An 18,936-nucleotide genomic window follows, 5' to 3' on the forward strand; every position below is an offset into this window, starting at 1 on the left:
TTCCATGTTTACTCTGACCGATGACGAGCGGGCGATTCGTGACACTGCCCGCGACTTCGCGGCCGAGCATCTGGCACCGAATGCGGTGGAGTGGGATCAGACCAAGCATTTCCCGGTGGACGTTCTCCGCAAGGCGGCGTCCCTGGGGATGGGCGGGATCTACATTCGCGAGGATGTCGGTGGCAGTGAACTGACCCGCGTCGACGCCGCTCGGATCTTCGAGGAGCTCGCCAAGGGAGATCCGTCGATCGCCGCGTACATCTCCATCCACAACATGGTCACGTGGATGATCGACCAGTTCGGCAACGACGAACAGCGCCACAAGTGGGTACCCGGACTCTGCTCGATGGATCAACTGGGCAGTTACTGCCTGACCGAACCCGGTGCAGGTTCCGACGCGGCCGGCTTGAGCACCAAGGCCGTTCGTGACGGCGACGACTACATCCTCAACGGCGTCAAGCAGTTCATCTCTGGCGCAGGCACTTCCGACGTGTACGTCGTGATGGCACGCACCGGATCTGCCGGTGCCAAAGGGATCTCGGCGTTCATCGTGCCCAAGGATTCGCCCGGACTGTCGTTCGGTGCCAACGAGGTCAAGATGGGCTGGAACGCGCAGCCCACCCGTCAGGTGATCTTCGAAGACGTGCGAGTTCCTGCCGCCAACATGCTCGGTGAAGAGGGCAGCGGCTTCCGCATCGCTATGAAGGGTCTCAACGGCGGCCGGCTGAACATCGCCGCCTGCTCGGTCGGTGGGGCCCAGGCGGCGCTGGAGAAGGCAGTCGCATATCTGGTGGACCGCAAAGCTTTCGGTTCGGCACTGATCGAGTCGCAGGCCCTGCAGTTCCAGCTCGCCGACATGCGTACCGAACTCGAAGCGGCCAGGACGTTGCTGTGGCGCGCCGCTGCCGCACTCGAAGACGGAGCGTCCGACGTCGTGGAGTTGTGTGCGATGGCCAAGCGCTTTGCCACCGACACCGGGTTCGACGTAGCCAACAAGGCTCTCCAGCTTCACGGCGGGTACGGCTATCTTGCTGAGTACGGGATCGAGAAGATCGTCCGCGATCTTCGGGTTCATCAGATCCTCGAAGGCAGCAACGAGATCATGAGGGTGGTCATCGCGCGAAGCGTGGTCGCATCAGGTCAGGGAAAGCAAGGAGCAGCATGAGCGACGAGCTCGAGGTATTGATCGAAAAGCGTGACGGACTGGGGCTCATCACCCTCAACCGGCCCAAGGCGATCAACGCCCTCAACCACTCGATGGTCAAGGCGATGGCCAAGGCACTCGCGGAATGGAAGTCCGACGACGACGTCAAGGCGGTCGTACTCACGGGCGCCGGCGAGCGTGGTCTGTGCGCCGGCGGCGACATCGTCTCGATCTACCACGACGCCAAGGACGGCAAGACCGGTTCGCTCGATTTCTGGCGTGAGGAGTACATCCTCAATTCCGAGATCGCGAACTACCCGAAGCCGTACGTCGCAATCATGGACGGGATCGTCATGGGCGGCGGCGTCGGAGTGTCCGCACACGGCGACATTCGCATCGTGACCGAGCGCTCGATGATCGGAATGCCCGAGACCGGAATCGGTTTCATCCCTGACGTGGGCGGAACTTACCTGCTCTCGCGTGCTCCCGGTGAACTCGGAACGCACATCGCGCTCACCACGGCGCGACTGAGCGCCGGCGATGCCATCGCAGCAGGCTTCGCGGATCACTTCATCCCGTCGGAGAACATCGAGACGTTCATCGCCGCACTCGCGTCGTCTTCGGTTGCCGACGCCGTGGCGCAGTACGCGGAGCCGGCTCCGGTGTCGGAACTGTTGGCCCAGCAGAGCTGGATCGACGCCGCGTACTCTGCCGACGACGTCTCCACCATCGTCGAGCGTCTTCGAGCGAGTGGAATCCCCGAGGCGGAGAAGGCAGCGGAGCAGATTCTCGGCAAGTCTCCGATTGCACTGTCGGTGACCCTGCGATCCCTGCGACATGCCAAGGAAGCAGCAAGCTTGGAAGAAGTCCTCAACGAGGAGTTCCGGGTCTCGACGGCAGCGCTCGCCTCACACGACCTGGTCGAGGGTATTCGCGCCCAGGTAGTCGAGAAGGACCGAAACCCGAAGTGGTTGCCGGCAACCCTCGAAGATGTCACGGCTGAATCCGTCGATGCCTACTTCGCCCCGCTGGGCGACAACGAGCTCGGACTCACCCCTCAACCGCAAGGCAACTGATCACCGCCGAAGGAGCATCACTAATGAGCACCATTGGATTTATCGGACTCGGTCACATGGGTGGCCCGATGGCGGCCAATCTCGTCAAGGCCGGACACAAGGTCGTCGGTTTCGATCTGGCACCCGCGGCGCTGGAGCAGGCAGTCAAAGACGGTGCATCGGTAGCGGATTCGGCGGTCGATGCCGTTCGCGGTGCCGACGTCGTGATCACGATGCTGCCGAGCGGTAAGCATGTTCTGGGTCTGTACGAAGAGCTGCTGCCGGTGGCAACACCGGGCACGCTGTTCATCGACTGTTCCACCATCGACGTCGCCGACGCCCGCGAGGCACACGACAAGGCCGAAGCGGCCGGTCACCGCAGCGTCGACGCACCGGTCTCCGGTGGAGTCGTCGGGGCTACCGCAGGCACGCTGGCATTCATGGTCGGCGGTTCCGAAGCTGACTTCCAGGCCGCGTCACCGTTGCTGGACGTGATGGGCCGCAAGGTCGTTCACTGCGGCGACGCCGGTGTCGGCCAGGCTGCCAAGATCTGCAACAACATGATCCTCGGCATTTCGATGATCGCGATCAGCGAGGCATTCGTGCTGGGCGAGAAGCTCGGCCTGAGCAACCAGGCGCTCTTCGACGTGGCGTCCAACGCCTCGGGGCAGTGCTGGGCACTGACCACCAACTGCCCGGTACCGGGACCGGTGCCCACCAGCCCGGCCAACAACGACTACCAGCCCGGCTTTGCTGTCGCGCTGATGGACAAGGACCTCGGTCTGGCTGCAAATGCGCTGCGCAACAACGGCGTCGATGCGGAGATCGGGCTCAAGGCCGCGGAACTCTACAGTCGCTTCCACGCCGCGGGCGGTGGCGGTCAGGACTTCTCTGCCATCATCAACGACATCCGTGACCGTTCGACCGAAGGACAGTAGTGACCGACTTCAACACCATCATCCTCGAGCGTAAGGGTCGCGTCGGCGTCATCACGCTCAACCGCCCGAAGGCTCTCAACGCCCTGAACTCCGAGCTGATGAACGAGGTCGTCGCCGCGGTTGCCGACCTCGAAGCGGACAACGGCATCGGAGCCATCCTGATCACCGGTTCCGAGCGCGCCTTCGCCGCCGGCGCCGACATCAAGGAAATGCAGTCCAAGACGTACATGGACGCATACGTCGAAGATTTCTTCACTCCTTGGGACCGCGTCGCAGCAGCTCGTAAGCCGCTGATCGCCGCAGTCTCCGGGTACGCGCTCGGTGGTGGCTGCGAACTGGCGATGCTCTGCGATTTCATCATCGCTTCGGATACCGCGAAGTTCGGCCAGCCCGAGATCAAGCTCGGTGTCATTCCGGGTATCGGTGGCTCACAGCGCCTTACGCGCGCCGTGGGTAAGGCCAAGGCCATGGAGCTGTGCCTGACCGGCCGCAACATGGACGCAGAAGAGGCCGAGCGCGCAGGCCTGGTTGCCCGGATCGTTCCGGCCGCCGATCTGCTCGACGACGCATTGAAGACCGCAACCACCATCGCCGAGATGTCGCTGCCGATTGCGATGATGGCCAAGGAAGCGGTCAACCGTTCCTTCGAGACCACACTCGCCGAGGGCGTCCGCTTCGAGCGTCGGGTGTTCCACTCGACCTTCGCGACGGAGGATCAGAAGGAAGGCATGACCGCGTTCGTGGAGAAGCGGTCCGCCGAGTTCAAGCACCGCTGAAATTCGTTAGCGCTGAACTTTCGAACAGCTGAAACTGCCCTCACACTCGTCGAGAGTGTGAGGGCAGTTTCTTTGTGTGTACGGGTCGTCGGTTCACCACTTGGTGGGCGCGCCGCCGGTGTCGAAGTCACCCGCAGTCTTGCGAAGTTCAGTGAGGATCGTCACCAATTGCTCGAGCTTGTCCTGCTGGAGTCCGGGGTGTGCGAACACTTTGCTGTTGAGCATTTCAGTGGCTTCGAGGGCCAGCGCGCGACCCGCGTCGGAGATCTCGATGAGCGTCGCACGTCGATCGCTGGGATGCGGGACCCGTCTGACCAGCTCCGCTTTCTCCAAGCGGTCGACGGCATTGGTGACGCTGGTGGGGTGAACCTGGAGTCGGGCGCTTGCCTTGGCCATCGGGAGGGCGCCCGACCTGGTGAAGGTGAGAAGCGTCAGCAGTTCGTAGCGGGCGAAGGTCAGCCCGAGAGGCTTGAGTACCTCTTCGACCCGCGCCATCATGATCTGCTGCGCACGCATCACCGACGTGACCGCAGCCATACCGTCGGCGACATCGCTCCAACCGTGCTTCGTCCACTGACGATGCGCCTCTTCGATGGGGTCGAGGGGGAGCGGCGCGGGGGGAGACATAAGTTCGATCATCCCATGCTGGCAAGCGGTCGGGTGCCTTGTCTGATTGTGTGTCGCAGCCGCTTACGTCTGTAGAGTCCCACGGGTGATTTCAATCCTCGTAGCGGGTGGCGTCTCGTTGTTCGTCGCGCTCTTCCTGACTCCGTTTCTCATTCGTGTGCTTTCGCGGCAGGGGCTCGGGCACGAGATTCGGATCGAGGGTCCGCAGAGTCATCAGGGCAAGCGTGGCACCCCGTCGATGGGCGGCATCGCGATCATCGCCGGCATGTGGGCGGGCTACCTGGCGGCACACATCATCGGTTTCGGCTCGCGGCTACCGCGGTTGTCTGCATCCGGTTGGCTGGTTCTCGCGCTGGCGACGTCACTGGGAATCGTCGGCTTTCTCGACGACTTCATCAAGATCCGCAAGAAGCGCAATCTCGGGCTGAACAAGACGGCAAAGACCGTCGGTCAGTTGGCGAGCGCCATCATCTTCGGCATTCTGTTCCTGCAGTTCTCCAACAACAACGGAGTCACCCCCGGAAGCCAGTACCTGTCCCATGTGCGAGATATCTCGGTGTTCTCCATGGGTGCCATCGGCTTTGTGGTCTTCTTCTGCATTCTGGTGTTCGCCTGGTCCAACGCCGTCAATTTCACCGACGGTCTCGACGGTCTCGCGGCCGGTTCGATGGGCATGATCCTGGGGACCTACGTCGTCATCGCCGGTTGGCAGTACCGGAACTCGTGTGTCCTCGAGCCTGCCGCCGGTTGCTACGACGTTCGTGACCCCCTGGATCTCGCTATCGTCGCTGCCGCGGCAGGCGGGGCGTGCCTCGGCTTCCTCTGGTGGAATGCCGCCCCGGCTCAGATCTTCATGGGTGACACCGGCTCCTTGGCGCTGGGCGGCCTGGTGGTCGGCCTGTCCGTCACGACGCACACCGAGTTGCTAATGGTCATCATCGGCGCCCTGTTCGTGGCTGAGATCCTGTCGGTGATCATCCAGGTTCTGGTCTTCCGATCGTCCGGCCGACGCGTATTCAAGATGGCCCCGATCCATCATCACTTCGAGTTACTCGGTTGGCCGGAAACCGTCGTGATCGCAAGATTCTGGATCTTCGTCGCGATCTCGTGCGTCCTGGGACTTGCCACCTTCTACAGCGAGTGGTTCTCCGCTGCCGGTTAGACCGATTCACTCTTTCGGGTCGTATCACTCTTTCGGGTCGTAGCCAGAAGAGCGACCAGACCGAGCGACACACACGCCGTCATCGTGACGGCCAGTGCTGTGCTCGTGTTTCCCAGCAGGCCGACGGCCGGCGCGATGGCCGCACCGACGCCGAACTGGAATGCACCGAGCATTGCCGCGGCAGTACCGGCCGCTTCGCCGTGACGAGCGAGCGCCAGTGCCGGGGCGTTGGGAAGAACGAACCCGATGGCACCGGCCATGACCCACAGTGCGATCACGAATCCGGCGAGCCCGCCCAGTTCCAGGACCGCGACAGCAATGACGACGGCCCCGGAGACAACGGCAGCCACGAGGGCCCACTTGGTGATCTGCTGAGGAGTCCAGCGATCGAGCAGTCGGACGTTGACCTGCGAAGCACCGATCAACGCAATCGCGCCCGCACTGAAGAGCAGCGCGAACTCCTGCTGATTGAGGCCGTACTGATCTTGATAGACAAACGACGCGCCTGAGACATACGCGAACAACGACGCCATACCGACGCTGGAGACGAGCGTCAGGACCATGAACGTGCGGTCGCCGAGCAGCGAACCGTAGGCGCGGAGAACCGACTTCAATCCGCTCGGGCGACGCTTTTCCTTCGGCAGTGTTTCGGACAGTCCGAAAGCACCGATCATCGCTGTGCCGACGCCGATCAGTGCCAGGACGACGAAGATCCCGCGCCAGTCGAGGGCGACGAGGAGGACGCCACCGATGCTGGGCGCCAGGATCGGCGCAACGCCGAGCACGAGCATCAGCCGACTCATCACGACGGCAACGGTGTTACCGCTGTAGAGGTCGCGGACGATCGCCATGGTGACCACTGCCGCGGCCGCCGCGCCCATGCCCTGGAAAACCCGCAGGATGCCGAGGACCGCGATGCTCGGTGCGAAGACCGCCAGCAGCGAAGCCAGGATGTGCACACCGATCCCGGCGAGCAGCGGCTTCTTGCGGCCGAGAGTGTCCGAGAGCGGCCCGACCAACAGCTGTCCGAGTGCGAGGCCGATGAGAGTTCCGGTGATCGTCAGCTGAACCGTTGACGACGAGACCCCGAGATCGGCGCCGATATCCGGCAGCGCGGGCAGGTACATGTCGATGGTGAAGGGCCCGAGCGCAGTCATGGAACCGAGGGCAAGAATCTTCCCGACGCTGGGCTTACGGTCGACACTGCTCATTTCCAGCGGGGCTGCCTCTATGGGCGGGGCTGCCTTCACGGGCGGGGCAACGGCGGTGTTCTCGGCACTCATGAAACCTTCTGGGTTGTCTGGGTCTGGCGAACTGCTCGGTCGTTCGGGCGAAATTCGTATGATCTGCGCCCGCCGAGGGAGTCAGCATCGAGACTGACCGATTTGTTCCCGAAGGGCTCGCAGTTTTCCCAGAGACTGGAACGGCGGGTGGGATCGCACTCGAATCATGCTGAGCGGAACTGTGGTTCGACGCCGTGATTTCAGGGCAGAGTTACTCACTGACGCGGGTGTGGCTGAGTGGCTAGACACCGGCCTGCAAAGCCGTTCACACGGGTTCGAGTCCCGTCATCCGCTCAGGCGTCGGGGCTGGCCAACACGGTCAGCCCCGATTCGTATTCGCAGGTGAGAGTGCTATTTCTTGCACCGTTGCGTAGTTGCGGAGAGTGGTTGCCTACGGTCGGATTACCTGTTGCGCATCTGCTGCGGAGGTACAACGGAGGTACGGCGGTCGCCTTGGTTGAGCGTGGTGCAGCGGGGCAAGTGTGGGTTAGCCTGGCACCCGGTACGGCACTGCAGGGCAGCGCCCCAGCCGCCGGTAGCCAACCCCAGGTCAGAGGCCGGGCAAATCGCAATCTTTTCCTGCGCGGCAGTCCCGCGTCGTACTTCAGTTCGGTCGGAGACCGGCTTTCCGGAACTAGAGCAGGTGCTCGGTTCTATCGCCAGTCTTACAGCGATTTTTCGCTGATCACCGAATTGGAGCAACCAATGACCACTACTCGTCCAGCCGATACCCGCACTTGGAATTCCCGGCCGTTGTTCGCACACCCCGCTCGCGACGCCACCTTGGCAACCGTCGAGGCCACTGCTGCATTGTTTGCCTTCGGCGGCGACGGTGGTTATTCCTCGCAGGGCGACGTACTGGTGAATCAGACCGCAGACGGTGTCGATCTGGCGAGCATCTGGAACGAAGTCGCCACGGCGATGTCTCGCTACAACCGTGAGCGATCTGCCCTGGCCTCTCTGATCAGCTACTCGACAACGGCTGTCGCCGATGCGATTCCGCAACAGGTCGCAGCTGAAAACTTCGAAGAAGCATCGGAGTTCGGCGAGCCGGAAGGTATTCACAGCAACCCCGACGCGCTCCTTTTCGGCTACGACTTCACGGACTACGACCTCGCGTCACGTATGACCTGGAAGTTCCTTCGAGCCGCATCAGCAGAACAGGTAAGGGCCAGCATCAATAGTGCGCTCGAGGCCGACAACCGCAAGGTCACCGGGACAGTGCTGCGGCGGTTGTTCAACCCGGCGCAGGGGCTGAACGAGCATGGCCACCGTGTTTTCGGCCTGTGGAACGGTACCGACGGCATGACGCCGCCCCCGCATGCTGGGAGGACGTTTCTGGCGAGCAACTCGCACTATCTTGCGTCTGGGAATGCAGTGGTTGATCCGGGCGACTTGGTGGACGCGATCAATCAGGTGCGCAGCAAGGGATTCGGCACGAGCGGTAACACTCGCCTAATCGTTCTCTGCAATCCTGCAGAGGCTGAAGAGATATCGACGTTCCGTGCTGGGATCGAGACCAACGGGGTTGTCAGCAAGTTCGACTTCACTCCGTCGGCCAGCGCCCCGGCCTACTTGACGACCGAGAATATCGTCGGTCAAGTTGCTCCAGCGGAGTTCGGTGGTCTGGAAGTTTCCGGCAGCTACGGACCTGTGTGGATTATCCCCAGCTACTTTGTGCCACAGGGTTATCTGGCCGTAGTTGCGACAGGTAGGCCGAATAGCAAGCTGAATCCTGTTGCTTTCCGCCAGCATACGAACCCCGCATATCAGGGCCTCAGGCTCTTGGCTGGCCGTGACCAGCGGTACCCGCTGCAGGACAGCTTCTTTCAGCGGAGTTTCGGCTGTGGTGTTCGATACCGCTCTGCTGCGTGCGTGGTTCAGGTAACTGCTGGTACGACCTACACCGCGCCGACTTGGGCGTGGTCGTGATGGCGCGCAACTCTGAAGCGGTTGCAGGCGAATATGGTTGGGGTCCAGGGTTGACGCCCCCGGGCCTGGAGAATGCCTCACTCAGCAAGGGCGGTCGCTATCGCGGCAAGACGCCTCCGATGAGCGATCCCGCTGGTCTACGCGCGTTAGCCGGCGAACTCGCTGCGAGAGGCGGTGGATGATATGGCCCGGAAGAGAAATCAGCGCCGAGACCGCCTTGGCCGGTTCTCTGGCGCGGGGACGAAGATCGCTTCTACGGCCAAGGGTGCTCGCACTGCGACCAAGGCTGCGACGAAGACCGGAGCCAAGAAAGTGGTGACGGGTATCGGCAACAGTTACGTGCCGGGTTCCTTCTCCAGGAATCTTGCGGTCGGCCAGAGCGGCGAATTCAAGGGCATGAAGGTCGGTGCTGAGTTCAAGACGCCGAAGGGTCGGGGCGTGGTTGTAAAAGGAGCCGTGGGGTATCACGGCAAGCCGAACCGCCGTTTCGATATCACGCCCAGTTTGGACGCTCAGCAAAAGAAGCTGACCGTCACGGCCACGCCCAACCCCAACCGCAGAGCTGCCGCAGGTACGAAATTGAAGCGGTAGTGCTTGACGTTTGTGCCGGGTGCGCGCGTGTGTGTACCCGGCACAGCACACCTCCACACACGCTCGGTGGGCCGGTCTAAAGGGTGTTGCATCCCTGCAGTTGCCAGCCGCGCCACGCGCAACGGCACGGCAATGAACCCCGTCGAACTAATCCCTCGGCGGGGTTCAGTCGTTTTCAGTAGGGAGCGGTAGATCGTCCAGGAGCTCACCGGGAGTGGTCTGCAATCCGGCAGCAAGTTTGAGAATGTTCTCAATGCGGGAGCTTCGTTGTCCTCGTTCCACCTGGCCAAGATGTGTGAAGCGAATGCCGATGTGGTCGGCGGCGACTTCCTGGCTCCAGCCAAGAGCAACCCGCCTGGCTCTCGCACGAACGCCAAACTCCGCCAATGTGGCGTTGATTGGTGGTTTGAGGGTAGGCATCGCCAGACAGCACATACGTCTAGGGCGTAATCGTCCAGAGCGTAAACATCGTATTAGCTGTTCAAGCTCATAAACGGTGTGCATATGATTCAGCTGCGATCCCATTTGGAGGGTCGCCAAGACTTAGGGGAACAAATGAAACGGTGGACTCTGGCGATGAGCGTGACTGCTGCGCTGTGTATTGCTGGATGCAGTGGTGTGGACGACGGAGCGAGCGACGAAACGATGGCCTCGCTAAATTCCAAGGTGCAGACAACTTCGGCGCCAACGTCATCAGTGCGGGCAGCGGCAGTAAACGCAACGGATTTCTGGGACGCTACGAATGCTTTCTTCAAGGGTGCAATTCCAAATGCGCGGCTGGAATTCTTGGCGCAGTCGATCTGTGGGTACTTCGATCTGGGCTACACAGAAGAGGCGCTGGTGCAAACAATTCTCAACTACCTGCGGGAGCATCATGCGGACGATGCGCCGTACCAGATTTTCGGTTGGGATAAATTTGATGCTGGGGTGTTGGTCGTCGACTCGGGTCGCTACTACTGCCCAGAGCATGCAGCGAAGGTCTTGAATTAGCAGATACCCTCGTGCGGTCGATCAATTGCGAGACTGCGACTCAGTAGGCACAGACCCATGTTCGACCTTGAACCCCGCTACCTTCGCGGCGGGGCTTTGTCGTGTTCTGCGTCCACTCGGACGCACTCCTTGAGTTTCCTCGCGCACAGTTGCGGAGCTTTTCTTCAATTGAGGCCGCCTCCGTGGATTTCAGGCCGCAAATCACAGCAGTTGGCAAATTGGCAAATTGAGACAAGATTTTCGAAAACTGTTGTGCTGGAACGACTATCAACGCACTAGGGCTTGCGGGCCACGCCTCTCACGCTACGGTGGTGGCAGCACCAAAAGCGGCCACCACCGCGCCTGGTGCGGCCAATGTCGTGGCTGAGCAAACGCTTAGTGACATACCGAGAGCAAGCCTGACCGAGCGAAGATAGCGGGTGCCTTCCGAGGCAAGTCCGATCACTGTTGGCTCAAGGAACGGCCCACGACTAGCCGGGATGAAATCGGAACTCCCAGGTTTCCATCAATAACGATGGTCTCCTGCGATTTTTTGCGTTTCAGGAGACCCGATAAGGGAGTTTCCCATGAGTCAGCAGGCAGTAGCAAGCCCAATCGCCCGAACAGGCGAAGCGCCTCGTCGGCGACCGTTCGTCAATCGTGACGGGCTCAACCCCCTACCGACGATCAAGGGCCGCGAAGGCGCTTTTACGTTCATCCGCGAACAAACTCGGAGTGCCGATGGCCCCTACTAGGCTGCGGACGGCGATCGATCGACGCGAACTGCCCGTCTACAAGATCAGCGGGTGGAATGTGATGGCCGAGCGTGACCTTTTTGACTGGATCTTGAGCCTTGCGCACACCGGAAAGTTCGGTGCCGCATGACTTCTCACACGCTGGCTGAGCTCCGAAAGGCGTTCCCTGCGTTGGATGCCCGCGAACGCGGGGACTATGCCGCGTTACGACAGGCGCATCCATTGGTGGATCAGCGAAACGCGGCGACAAATCCGCACGCGAAAGTGATCCTGGCTGGCGGTGTAGTCGAGACTCGACCAGCGCGCAAGCTGTCACCGGCTGCACGGGAGCATTCTGTAATCAGCGCGGGGCTTGATCGGGCGAAGGCGATTGCGCCGAGAGTAGACATGGTCGGGTTGCGCGGCACTGACTGCGTGTACGGCAACACCGGTCGACGGCCCTTGCCTGAGCGACCTGGCGACGTTCGTTACACCGTGGAGCAGCTACGGGCGGAGGAACGTGAGCGACGACAGATCACCGCGAAGCAGCAACGCCTCCTCGATGCGGGCCATGAGCAGATGCTTGATGTGCTCGAGTACGGCGGCCAGCCAATTGGTCTCGTGGTGTTCCATTTCCGGGAGTGGACTGAGCACGACGGAGCCCTGGCTTGGCCGGTTGCGCCTGATAGCTCGGGGCGGCGGCTCGTCAGCCAGGTGACGATGATGAGCCACCATTGCTCCTGGTGCGCGGACCGTTCGCCGACCCCGCTGGACGACTATCTGCTGGTGGATACGGGACTGCTGCGGGTCTTTCCGACCTGCGATAAATGCAGGTCGGGGTTCGATCGGGACTCCGTTTGCCGCGGACTCGATTGGCATACCCGCAGCGACGACTGGACGGCTGTCGTTGGCTATCCGTCGGATGAGTACATCTGACTAGCGCCGTTGCGCACCCTGCAATGTGGCTGCTAGGTGCCCGTTCGCAGGTGCCTGAGCTCCGCGCGGGTGGCTTTACGGGCCCTGCCTATACGCCCAAGTACGTGGCGGCGACGTCAACGTAGCTACAGATAGAAAAGAAGTCGCCGACCTGGTGTTGGGCAGCAGGTCGGCGACTCTCTTACCGAAGAACACTCCCAGAACAAGGACCATTGTGGCCAATAATACATCTGCCCGTGCCGTGCTGCTACCTCGTAAAACTAAGCAGCGCAGTAAATTTCGAATGCAGAACATAGATGAGTTGCCGAGTTCCCCGGAGATATCCGATCTACGGGTTCCGGGCGGAGTGAACGAAATGACTCTGCAAGTCGCAGCCTTGGCCTATGCCAAGGCGGGTTGGTTCATTCTGCCGGTCAAACCCGGGACCAAGCACCCTGGCAGTGTCGTCGGGAACGGATGGCCGAGCCCTGTCCTCGCGCGATCCCGACCAGATTCGAAAATGGTGGTGGGACAGGAACCCGGCCTACGGAATCGCTTTGCACGCAGGGCGATCTGGGGCGGTGATCTTCGACTTAGATAACGGCGCACTAGATGAGCTGCCATCCGACCTGCGCGACGGGTTAGCTAACGGCATATGCCAGCTCAGCCGCAAAGACAACCCTGATCGTGGTCACTATCTGTTCCTCAACGATGACGGGTATGGCAACAGTGTTGGTACGTTTGCGCCGTTCGGTGATGTGCGCGGTAAGAATGGCGTCATCATCGCGGCCCCCACACCACACGTTGACGATGACGGTGACTACCGGTGGGTACGGATGGGCGAGGTTTCGACTCTGCCCGACGGATTGCGTGTGTGTCTACGTGCAGCGTCGGAGAACGAAGCGCCGCCGATGACGAACGTCGAGTTAGACGAGTTCTTCGCCGACTATGCTGCCAATCGTCGCCCTGGCGCGCTAGCAGGTGCACGAAAAGTATTCGAGCAGAATGTCGATGGAGGAATGTCCCGGCATGGGGCACTTGTGAATGCGCTGCCGATGGCCGACCGCGAGGCGATTGCCGGATGCTATCCGGCTGAACTGGCGACTGCTGAACTGCAAGAAGCGTTTATCGCGTCGTTCGTCGATCGGAGCGCTGGAAGTGGTCGCAATCGGCCGGCTCCTGACGAGTTTGCTCGCACGGCTCGGTGGGCAGCCGCTCAGGCGTTGCTGGCTGATCCGGCCGAGACACTCGCCCGCTTGAACAGCGACAATCCAGCCGCGGCCATGATCGACGACCGTGAGTTCTGGTCAGCGCGAACCGAACTGAGCAATCTGCGGGACTTTGCGCGCTCGCGCAGGGTGGGTCCGTGGTCGATGTTTGGGGTGGTGTTGGCGCGAGCAATGGCGGTGGTTCCCCCGTGTGTTGTGTTGCCGCCCTTGGTCGGTGACCACGGCAGCTTGAACCTGTTCGTTGCTATCGCCGCGAAGTCAGGCAGTGGAAAAGGCACGTCGGAAATGGCGGCGAAAGCTGCTGTGCTGACAAGTCCCGTCGTGCATTCGGCTTCACCGGGTAGCGGCGAAGGGATTCTCAAGGAGTACGCATACAAGAAGGGTCGCGAACAGGTCGATATCCGCAATTCGGTGTTGTTCAGTGTGCCGGAGATCGACTCGTTGGCGGCGCTGAAGGGCCGTAGCGGCTCCACGCTCATGCCCGAACTGCGTAAGGCGTGGATGGGTGAGCAGTTGGGCTTCAGCTACGCCGCAGACGACAAGAAGATCCTCATCAAGGATCACCGCTACCGGATGACGATGGTTGTAGGGGTGCAGCCGGGGCGGTCGCAGACGCTGTTCGGGGATGCAGACGGTGGTACACCACAGCGATTCTTGTGGTTTCCCACCACTGATCCTGACCGGCCCCGCGAGCTCCCCGAAAACCCCGAGGTACTGAAGTTGCCGCGTTGGCCCGGAGGTGAGCTGTTGACCGAGAACGCCACGGAGACTGTGCAGTCGGCTGACGGCAAAGAGACCCGCCTCCTATTCAACGTTGCACGAATGAAGCTGAGCGATGAGCCAAACCCTGACGAGTTCCAAGTGCTTGACGTTCCGCGTTCGGCGGTGGAAGCGATTGACGCCGAAGTGGCCGCCAAGCTCGACGGCCGCGACACTGACGACCTGGACAGTCATGGATTGCTTGCGCGGCTGAAAGTAGCTGCGGCACTGATGTGGTTGGCCGGACGCACCGATGCCGTGACCGAGGAAGATTGGTATCTGGCGGGCATTGTCAAGGCGATTAGCGATCGGACTCGTGCACAGGTACGGCAGACGCTTCAGGCCAAGGCTGGAGAGGCGAACCGCAGTCGCGGTCGCGCAGAAGGCGAACGCGCGGTTGCTCAAGCCGACGCAATGGAAACAGCACTGCTCGACCGGGCACTCCAGCTCACGAGAAAGCACCTACAGAAGACCGGCGAGCTGACCCGTAAGGACGGCCGGAAGGCCCTGCGAATGGAGTTGCGAGAGTACTACGACGAGACAGCCGATCGTCTTGTGGCAGCAGGCATTGCTGATCGGATCGAAGGTCAGCAAGGTAGCTATTCCCTCGTAATGAAGCCGCTGGAGTGAGCTGTCCACACTCTCTGCGCAAGGGGGGTACAGAGGGGTACACGTACCCCCCTTGTGCGCCAAAACGGTTGCCAGCGCGCTGTAAAACCCCAGGTAGATGATGAAAATACCAATCGCGGGTATAGGACATATCTGAGGGTGGGGGGTACACGTACCCCCCGTACCCCACCTGGCCGCATGGCCCACATTTAGACAATCCACCACACAAGAAGGCTGGAAGAGAATGATCGAGAACACCTCGCACACAACGGAATTGGTCGCCAATCAGAATGCGGTAGTGGAGGTTTCGGTAGAGCCGATTCCCGACGCATCAAAGGTTGGAGAGAAGGAAGGTGCTCTCGCTACGGCGTGGTCTGACGGAAGGCAGCCAGCACGACCGTGCGCTGCGCATCGCACAACGGCGAACCCTGCCGGAGGGCTGCTATCAACGGTGGGAACGTGTGCGGCACGCACGGTGGACGCAGTCCACAGGTGAAGGCGAAAGCCCGTGTCAGATTGGAACTCGCGGCGGATCGCATGGCGAAGGAGTTGCTAGGCATCGCCACCGCCACCGCCACCGCCACCGCCACCGCCACCGCCACCGCCACCGCCGCCGACGCCCCGGCAGCGGTAGAGCTCGCGGCGATCAAAGATGCGTTGGACCGTGCGGGCTTGCGTGCGAAGACTGTCGTCTCTGTTGAGGTCGGGCCAAGCAAGCCCTTTGAGGAATTGCTTACCGAAATGATGGAAGGCGGCAGTCGATCGGAAAGCCTTGCAGCGCGCGGCGTTTCAGATGTGTTGATTCCAGATTGGATCGACGCCGAGCCGGTTGACCAGGACGACAGTGACGACCGGGAAGACATTGCCTACGTGCCGAGTCGCACTGTCCGTGAACAACCGGCCCCGGCCTCTGAACCACAGAACTCCACAAGTGGTGGACTGATGCCAATGGAAGACGCACTCAACCAGCTACGGGCAACCGCCCCACCGCTGGCACCGCAGGCGCGCCGCCGTAACCGCTAATAGACCGGCCCATCCGTCGCCGCATCGGATTTGATGGGCGCGGGTGGGCAGTTGCCCGCACCGTGGGCCGTAGCAGCTCAAATCCGAAGTCGACAGTCCACCCTCGGTGTGGTGCGAATATTCCAGCGAGACAACATAACTCACCGTCATGGGCGCAACGCCCGCCGGTATGGTTGGGGTGCAGGGGGCGCAACCACCCTTGTGTTGCAACGCCCCCCAACCTGCAAGGTAGAGAAAGGGTATGAGGATCATCGGGTACGTGCGAGTGAGTACCAAAGCGCAGGGCGACGACGGATACGGACTGGCCGCGCAGCGAGATGCGATGGAGCGTTGGTGCGAAGCCAACGGCCATGACTTGCTGACGGTAACGGTGGACGTGGTCAGCGGAGCCAAGGCCGACCTGATGCACGGCAGGTCTGTCGCCATCGCCGCGCTTGAGAACTGCGTCGCTGACGTGCTGCTGGTGCGCGCGCTGGACCGAGCAACCCGCGACCAGTTGGACGCCGCCGAACTCTTCAAGCGAGCTGAGCGATACGGCTGGCGACTGATGGACTGCAACGGTGCCGACAGCGGGGACCGAGCCAGCGCCTTGTCGCAGACGTGCGCCTGGCAGTGGCCGCAGAGGGACGTCGCAAGATCGCCGAACGCACCCGCGAAGGTTTGGAAGCCCAACGGCAGCAAGGACGTGGACGGCTGATCGCTCCGGCTACCCAGCGGCGTATCCAAGTGCTCCACGCAGAAGGGTTCGGGGCGAAGGCAATTGCTTCGCGTCTCACTGACGAAGGTGTCCTCACTGCCACCGGAGGCGACACCTGGCACTACTCAACTGTCCGCAGCGCGTTGAAGCGCCTCGGCCTGACAACGAAGGCAGTGGCCTGACATGGCACACGCTCAAAAGCGGACGACGAGCAGCGGCCAGACCCGCTACGTGGTCAAGTACCGCACCCCGGACGGCAAGGGGCGGAGTAAGGGCGGGTTCACGAACAAGAAGGCTGCCGAGGACTATGCGACCGAGGTCGACTTCAACCAGAACCGGGGCACCACGTTCGACGCGAAAGCCGGAGGGGTGACGTTTCGCTCGGTGGCGGGGGATTGGCTGGCCTCGCGGGTGGACCTGAAGCCGCGCACCCGTCAGGGGTACGCCTACATTCTCAATACAGGCGCGGATCTGGACGCGACCTTCGGCGGCTACCCGCTGAAGAAGATCACCCGCCCGCTGATCGTCAGTTGGATAGCGCGCCGTGTGAGCGAAAGCAAACGCCCCAGCACAATCAAGCATCAGTATTTCATTCTCAAACAAGTTCTGGACCAAGCTGTTGCCGACGGACGGATCAGTGCCAATCCGTGTGACCACGTCACGCTGCCCACCGACAGGACTGCCGTCGCTGCCGTGCTCGATTCCGCGAAGTCAGCTAACAAGGTGACGGACGGCATTGTGGACCCAGCGCAATTCCTTGCTGCGGACCAAGTGGCCGCTCTCGTGACAGCAACGCCTTGGCCATACAACGTGACGGTGCACGTTGCCGCCTGGACTGGCCTGCGCGCCGCTGAACTGGCTGGTTTGCAGGTGTGCGACGTCAAGTTGCCTCAACCGCACAATCACACCGCTCCTGGGGCGGTTCACGTGGCGCGGACGGTGTTGGTGAAGTACGGACCGCTCGTCAATCCGGAGTCCAACGCGACGCCCGGTAAGCCGGAGATTGTCTACGACACCCCCCAAGCCGCGGGGGAGCCGGCGGAAGGTGTCACTGACCCCGGCAACGGTCGCGGTTTTGCGCGACTACCTTGAAGCGCACCCGCGAGCGGATGAGCCGTCTGCGCCGTTGTTCCCTGCCGGTGCGCTGGCGTGGCAGAAGCCCACGGGCAAGCGGGCACCCATCCACGAGAGCGGACCGCGCAAGGGTAAACGGATGACTCCCGCCGAACAATCTGCCCGCCAACCAGTCGCGGATGCTGAGGCGCGGTTGTTGCTGGACTGGGATACGCCCGTAGTCCATCGGAACTTCTACGGGCAGGTGTACCGGCCCGCTGTCCACCTTGCGAATCTGGCAGGCGCAGGACTACCCGACGACTTTCGCTTCCACAGCCTGCGGCACACGTACGCCAGTCTGTGTATTGCGGCTGGGATTCAGCCGTTTGTGTTGTCCAAGTTCATGGGCCATGCGAACACGAACGTCACGCTCGGGGTGTACGCGCACCTGTTCCAAGACGATCATTCCGATGCGATGACTGCGCTGGGTGCGCTTGGGCAATCAGCGCAGCCCGATAACGTGGTGCCTATGCGAGCGGGCTGAGGTCCATCATCGGGGCTCATCGGATGCCGGCTGCATAGTGGGTAGCTGCATGTCCATAGCTAGCTTCATCTTGCTCGCTCGATCCCATTCATCCTCGTGGAGTTCGTGATGTGGCAGGTCGTGGCGCTCCCTTAGTGGGATTACAGGCTGCAACCCAAAATTGTGACCTCCGCGATATGAACTTCCCCACCAGAACAATGCGCCTACTGGTCCACTCTGAATCTCCGCACAGAATCCGTCGAGCAGTCCGTCCTGCGGAGATTCGGGGTCGTGCATTCGGTTCGCGAACGGATAGTAACCGTCGGTTCCGGCTCGAACGAACTGGTCGAAGTTGGAGAAATCCTTGTAAAGGACGAGTATTGCGTTCGGCATGAACGGTGCGCCGTTCATGAAGTCAACTATTTGCTGAGGTACGGCGAATCCAATTTCTGCGATCCGGCAGGCGATATTCTTCATGTAGTAGCGTGCAAGATTATTGGGGCCGGATGGGTCGGACTGAAATATATCGGTCATGTCGATCCACTGTCGTGCCCGAAAGTACTCGGGGTCATCCCGGATCTTTTGAACGAAGTGGTCGTATGCATTGTCGAACGGTTGGCTGCGTGCGTTGTTGCAGTCTCGACACATGATTTTGGGGAAGAGCATCGGTTTCGCTCCTGGCCCCCTGAACTTGGTCGGGCGGCGGCCGATGCCACCGAGGATTAGATGGTCTGCATCCTGGAACATCTTCTTCAGTTCTGATGCCTTGACGCGATGTTCGCGCGAGTTGGCTAGTCCGCCGCACCACCAGCATGTAGGACTAATTGTGATATCGGAGGTCATGGTCAGTCCTGTAGGAGGCGGGGTCGGAAGTCGATGGATTGCTTGAAACAGCGAGGCGACCACGCCGACGCAAC

Annotated in this window: 20 protein-coding genes; 16 read left to right on the forward strand and 4 right to left on the reverse strand. The window is 61.4% G+C overall.

From position 1 onward, the window contains the following. Positions 1-4: 4 nt before the first annotated feature. From AC2ETI_RS25675 to AC2ETI_RS25690, 4 genes are read left to right on the forward strand one after another with little or no spacing between them, the layout of a single operon-like run. Positions 5-1,165, forward strand: coding sequence for an isobutyryl-CoA dehydrogenase (locus tag AC2ETI_RS25675; protein ID WP_046378817.1), 1,161 nt, complete (start codon positions 5-7; stop codon positions 1,163-1,165). Then, on the forward strand, positions 1,162-2,220 hold the full coding sequence (locus AC2ETI_RS25680) for an enoyl-CoA hydratase/isomerase family protein (protein ID WP_019749206.1): 1,059 nt from the start codon (positions 1,162-1,164) through the stop codon (positions 2,218-2,220). Before AC2ETI_RS25675 ends, AC2ETI_RS25680 begins: the two co-directional genes overlap by 4 nt. Before the next feature lie 23 nt (positions 2,221-2,243). Then, positions 2,244-3,137 carry a 3-hydroxyisobutyrate dehydrogenase gene (gene mmsB, locus AC2ETI_RS25685; RefSeq protein ID WP_003941308.1) on the forward strand — a complete coding sequence of 298 codons (894 nt, stop codon included), beginning with the start codon at positions 2,244-2,246 and terminating at the stop codon, positions 3,135-3,137. Then, positions 3,137-3,913 (forward strand): enoyl-CoA hydratase, encoded by a 777-nt coding sequence (locus tag AC2ETI_RS25690; protein ID WP_003941374.1) that lies wholly within the window; start codon positions 3,137-3,139, stop codon positions 3,911-3,913. The genes mmsB and AC2ETI_RS25690 overlap by 1 nt, the downstream gene beginning before the upstream one ends. A gap of 93 nt (positions 3,914-4,006) precedes the next feature. Here AC2ETI_RS25690 and AC2ETI_RS25695 read toward each other — a convergent pair whose 3' ends face one another. Continuing rightward, on the reverse strand, positions 4,007-4,540 hold the full coding sequence (locus tag AC2ETI_RS25695) for a MarR family winged helix-turn-helix transcriptional regulator (protein WP_020970065.1): 534 nt from the start codon (positions 4,538-4,540) through the stop codon (positions 4,007-4,009). Positions 4,541-4,625: 85 nt separating this feature from the next. On the opposite strand from AC2ETI_RS25695, the gene mraY reads away from it, so the two are divergent. Further along, positions 4,626-5,702, forward strand: coding sequence for a phospho-N-acetylmuramoyl-pentapeptide-transferase (gene mraY / locus AC2ETI_RS25700; protein ID WP_003941316.1), 1,077 nt, complete (start codon positions 4,626-4,628; stop codon positions 5,700-5,702). On the opposite strand, the gene AC2ETI_RS25705 is transcribed toward mraY, so the two are convergent. Then, a complete protein-coding gene (locus tag AC2ETI_RS25705; RefSeq protein WP_483634588.1) occupies positions 5,699-6,985 on the reverse strand; it encodes a multidrug effflux MFS transporter in 1,287 nt (428 codons plus the stop codon). The genes mraY and AC2ETI_RS25705 overlap by 4 nt on opposite strands. A 705-nt stretch (positions 6,986-7,690) precedes the next feature. Between AC2ETI_RS25705 and AC2ETI_RS25710 the strand changes: the two genes are divergently transcribed. Both AC2ETI_RS25710 and AC2ETI_RS25715 read left to right on the forward strand, forming a co-directional pair. Further along, entirely contained in the window at positions 7,691-8,917 is a 1,227-nt protein-coding gene (locus AC2ETI_RS25710; protein WP_483634589.1) for a hypothetical protein, read from the forward strand. Between the two features lie 183 nt (positions 8,918-9,100). After that, the gene (locus AC2ETI_RS25715; RefSeq protein ID WP_483634616.1) at positions 9,101-9,508 is read left to right on the forward strand and encodes a hypothetical protein; all 408 of its coding nucleotides are present in this window, start codon (positions 9,101-9,103) and stop codon (positions 9,506-9,508) included. 165 nt (positions 9,509-9,673) lie between these two features. On the opposite strand, the gene AC2ETI_RS25720 is transcribed toward AC2ETI_RS25715, so the two are convergent. After that, entirely contained in the window at positions 9,674-10,033 is a 360-nt protein-coding gene (locus tag AC2ETI_RS25720) for a helix-turn-helix domain-containing protein (protein ID WP_483634590.1), read from the reverse strand. Between the two features lie 51 nt (positions 10,034-10,084). Between AC2ETI_RS25720 and AC2ETI_RS25725 the strand changes: the two genes are divergently transcribed. From AC2ETI_RS25725 to AC2ETI_RS25765, 9 genes are all read left to right on the forward strand, one after another. Then, complete coding sequence (locus tag AC2ETI_RS25725; RefSeq protein WP_483634591.1) at positions 10,085-10,498, forward strand: DUF732 domain-containing protein; 414 nt, start codon at positions 10,085-10,087, stop codon at positions 10,496-10,498. Positions 10,499-11,218: 720 nt separating this feature from the next. Beyond that, positions 11,219-11,362, forward strand: coding sequence for a hypothetical protein (locus AC2ETI_RS25730; protein ID WP_483634592.1), 144 nt, complete (start codon positions 11,219-11,221; stop codon positions 11,360-11,362). Next, positions 11,359-12,147 (forward strand): hypothetical protein, encoded by a 789-nt coding sequence (locus AC2ETI_RS25735; protein ID WP_483634593.1) that lies wholly within the window; start codon positions 11,359-11,361, stop codon positions 12,145-12,147. The genes AC2ETI_RS25730 and AC2ETI_RS25735 overlap by 4 nt, the downstream gene beginning before the upstream one ends. 383 nt (positions 12,148-12,530) lie before the next feature. After that, positions 12,531-14,744 carry a bifunctional DNA primase/polymerase gene (locus AC2ETI_RS25740; protein WP_483634594.1) on the forward strand — a complete coding sequence of 738 codons (2,214 nt, stop codon included), beginning with the start codon at positions 12,531-12,533 and terminating at the stop codon, positions 14,742-14,744. A 516-nt stretch (positions 14,745-15,260) separates the two neighbouring features. Next, on the forward strand, positions 15,261-15,746 hold the full coding sequence (locus AC2ETI_RS25745; RefSeq protein ID WP_483634595.1) for a hypothetical protein: 486 nt from the start codon (positions 15,261-15,263) through the stop codon (positions 15,744-15,746). A 241-nt stretch (positions 15,747-15,987) separates the two neighbouring features. Next, positions 15,988-16,443 (forward strand): recombinase family protein, encoded by a 456-nt coding sequence (locus tag AC2ETI_RS25750; RefSeq protein ID WP_483634596.1) that lies wholly within the window; start codon positions 15,988-15,990, stop codon positions 16,441-16,443. 29 nt (positions 16,444-16,472) lie between these two features. Beyond that, positions 16,473-16,625: a recombinase family protein gene (locus AC2ETI_RS25755; protein WP_483634597.1), complete on the forward strand. Its 153-nt coding sequence runs from the start codon at positions 16,473-16,475 to the stop codon at positions 16,623-16,625. A 1-nt stretch (position 16,626) separates the two neighbouring features. Beyond that, on the forward strand, positions 16,627-17,535 hold the full coding sequence (locus tag AC2ETI_RS25760; RefSeq protein ID WP_483634598.1) for a tyrosine-type recombinase/integrase: 909 nt from the start codon (positions 16,627-16,629) through the stop codon (positions 17,533-17,535). Then, positions 17,519-18,040, forward strand: coding sequence for a tyrosine-type recombinase/integrase (locus AC2ETI_RS25765; protein WP_483634599.1), 522 nt, complete (start codon positions 17,519-17,521; stop codon positions 18,038-18,040). The genes AC2ETI_RS25760 and AC2ETI_RS25765 overlap by 17 nt, the downstream gene beginning before the upstream one ends. Before the next feature lie 6 nt (positions 18,041-18,046). On the opposite strand, the gene AC2ETI_RS25770 is transcribed toward AC2ETI_RS25765, so the two are convergent. Further along, positions 18,047-18,862: a hypothetical protein gene (locus AC2ETI_RS25770; RefSeq protein WP_483634600.1), complete on the reverse strand. Its 816-nt coding sequence runs from the start codon at positions 18,860-18,862 to the stop codon at positions 18,047-18,049. Positions 18,863-18,936: the final 74 nt, after the last annotated feature.

The sequence above is a fragment of the Rhodococcus sp. MurmanLake-1 genome (genome assembly GCF_056945715.1).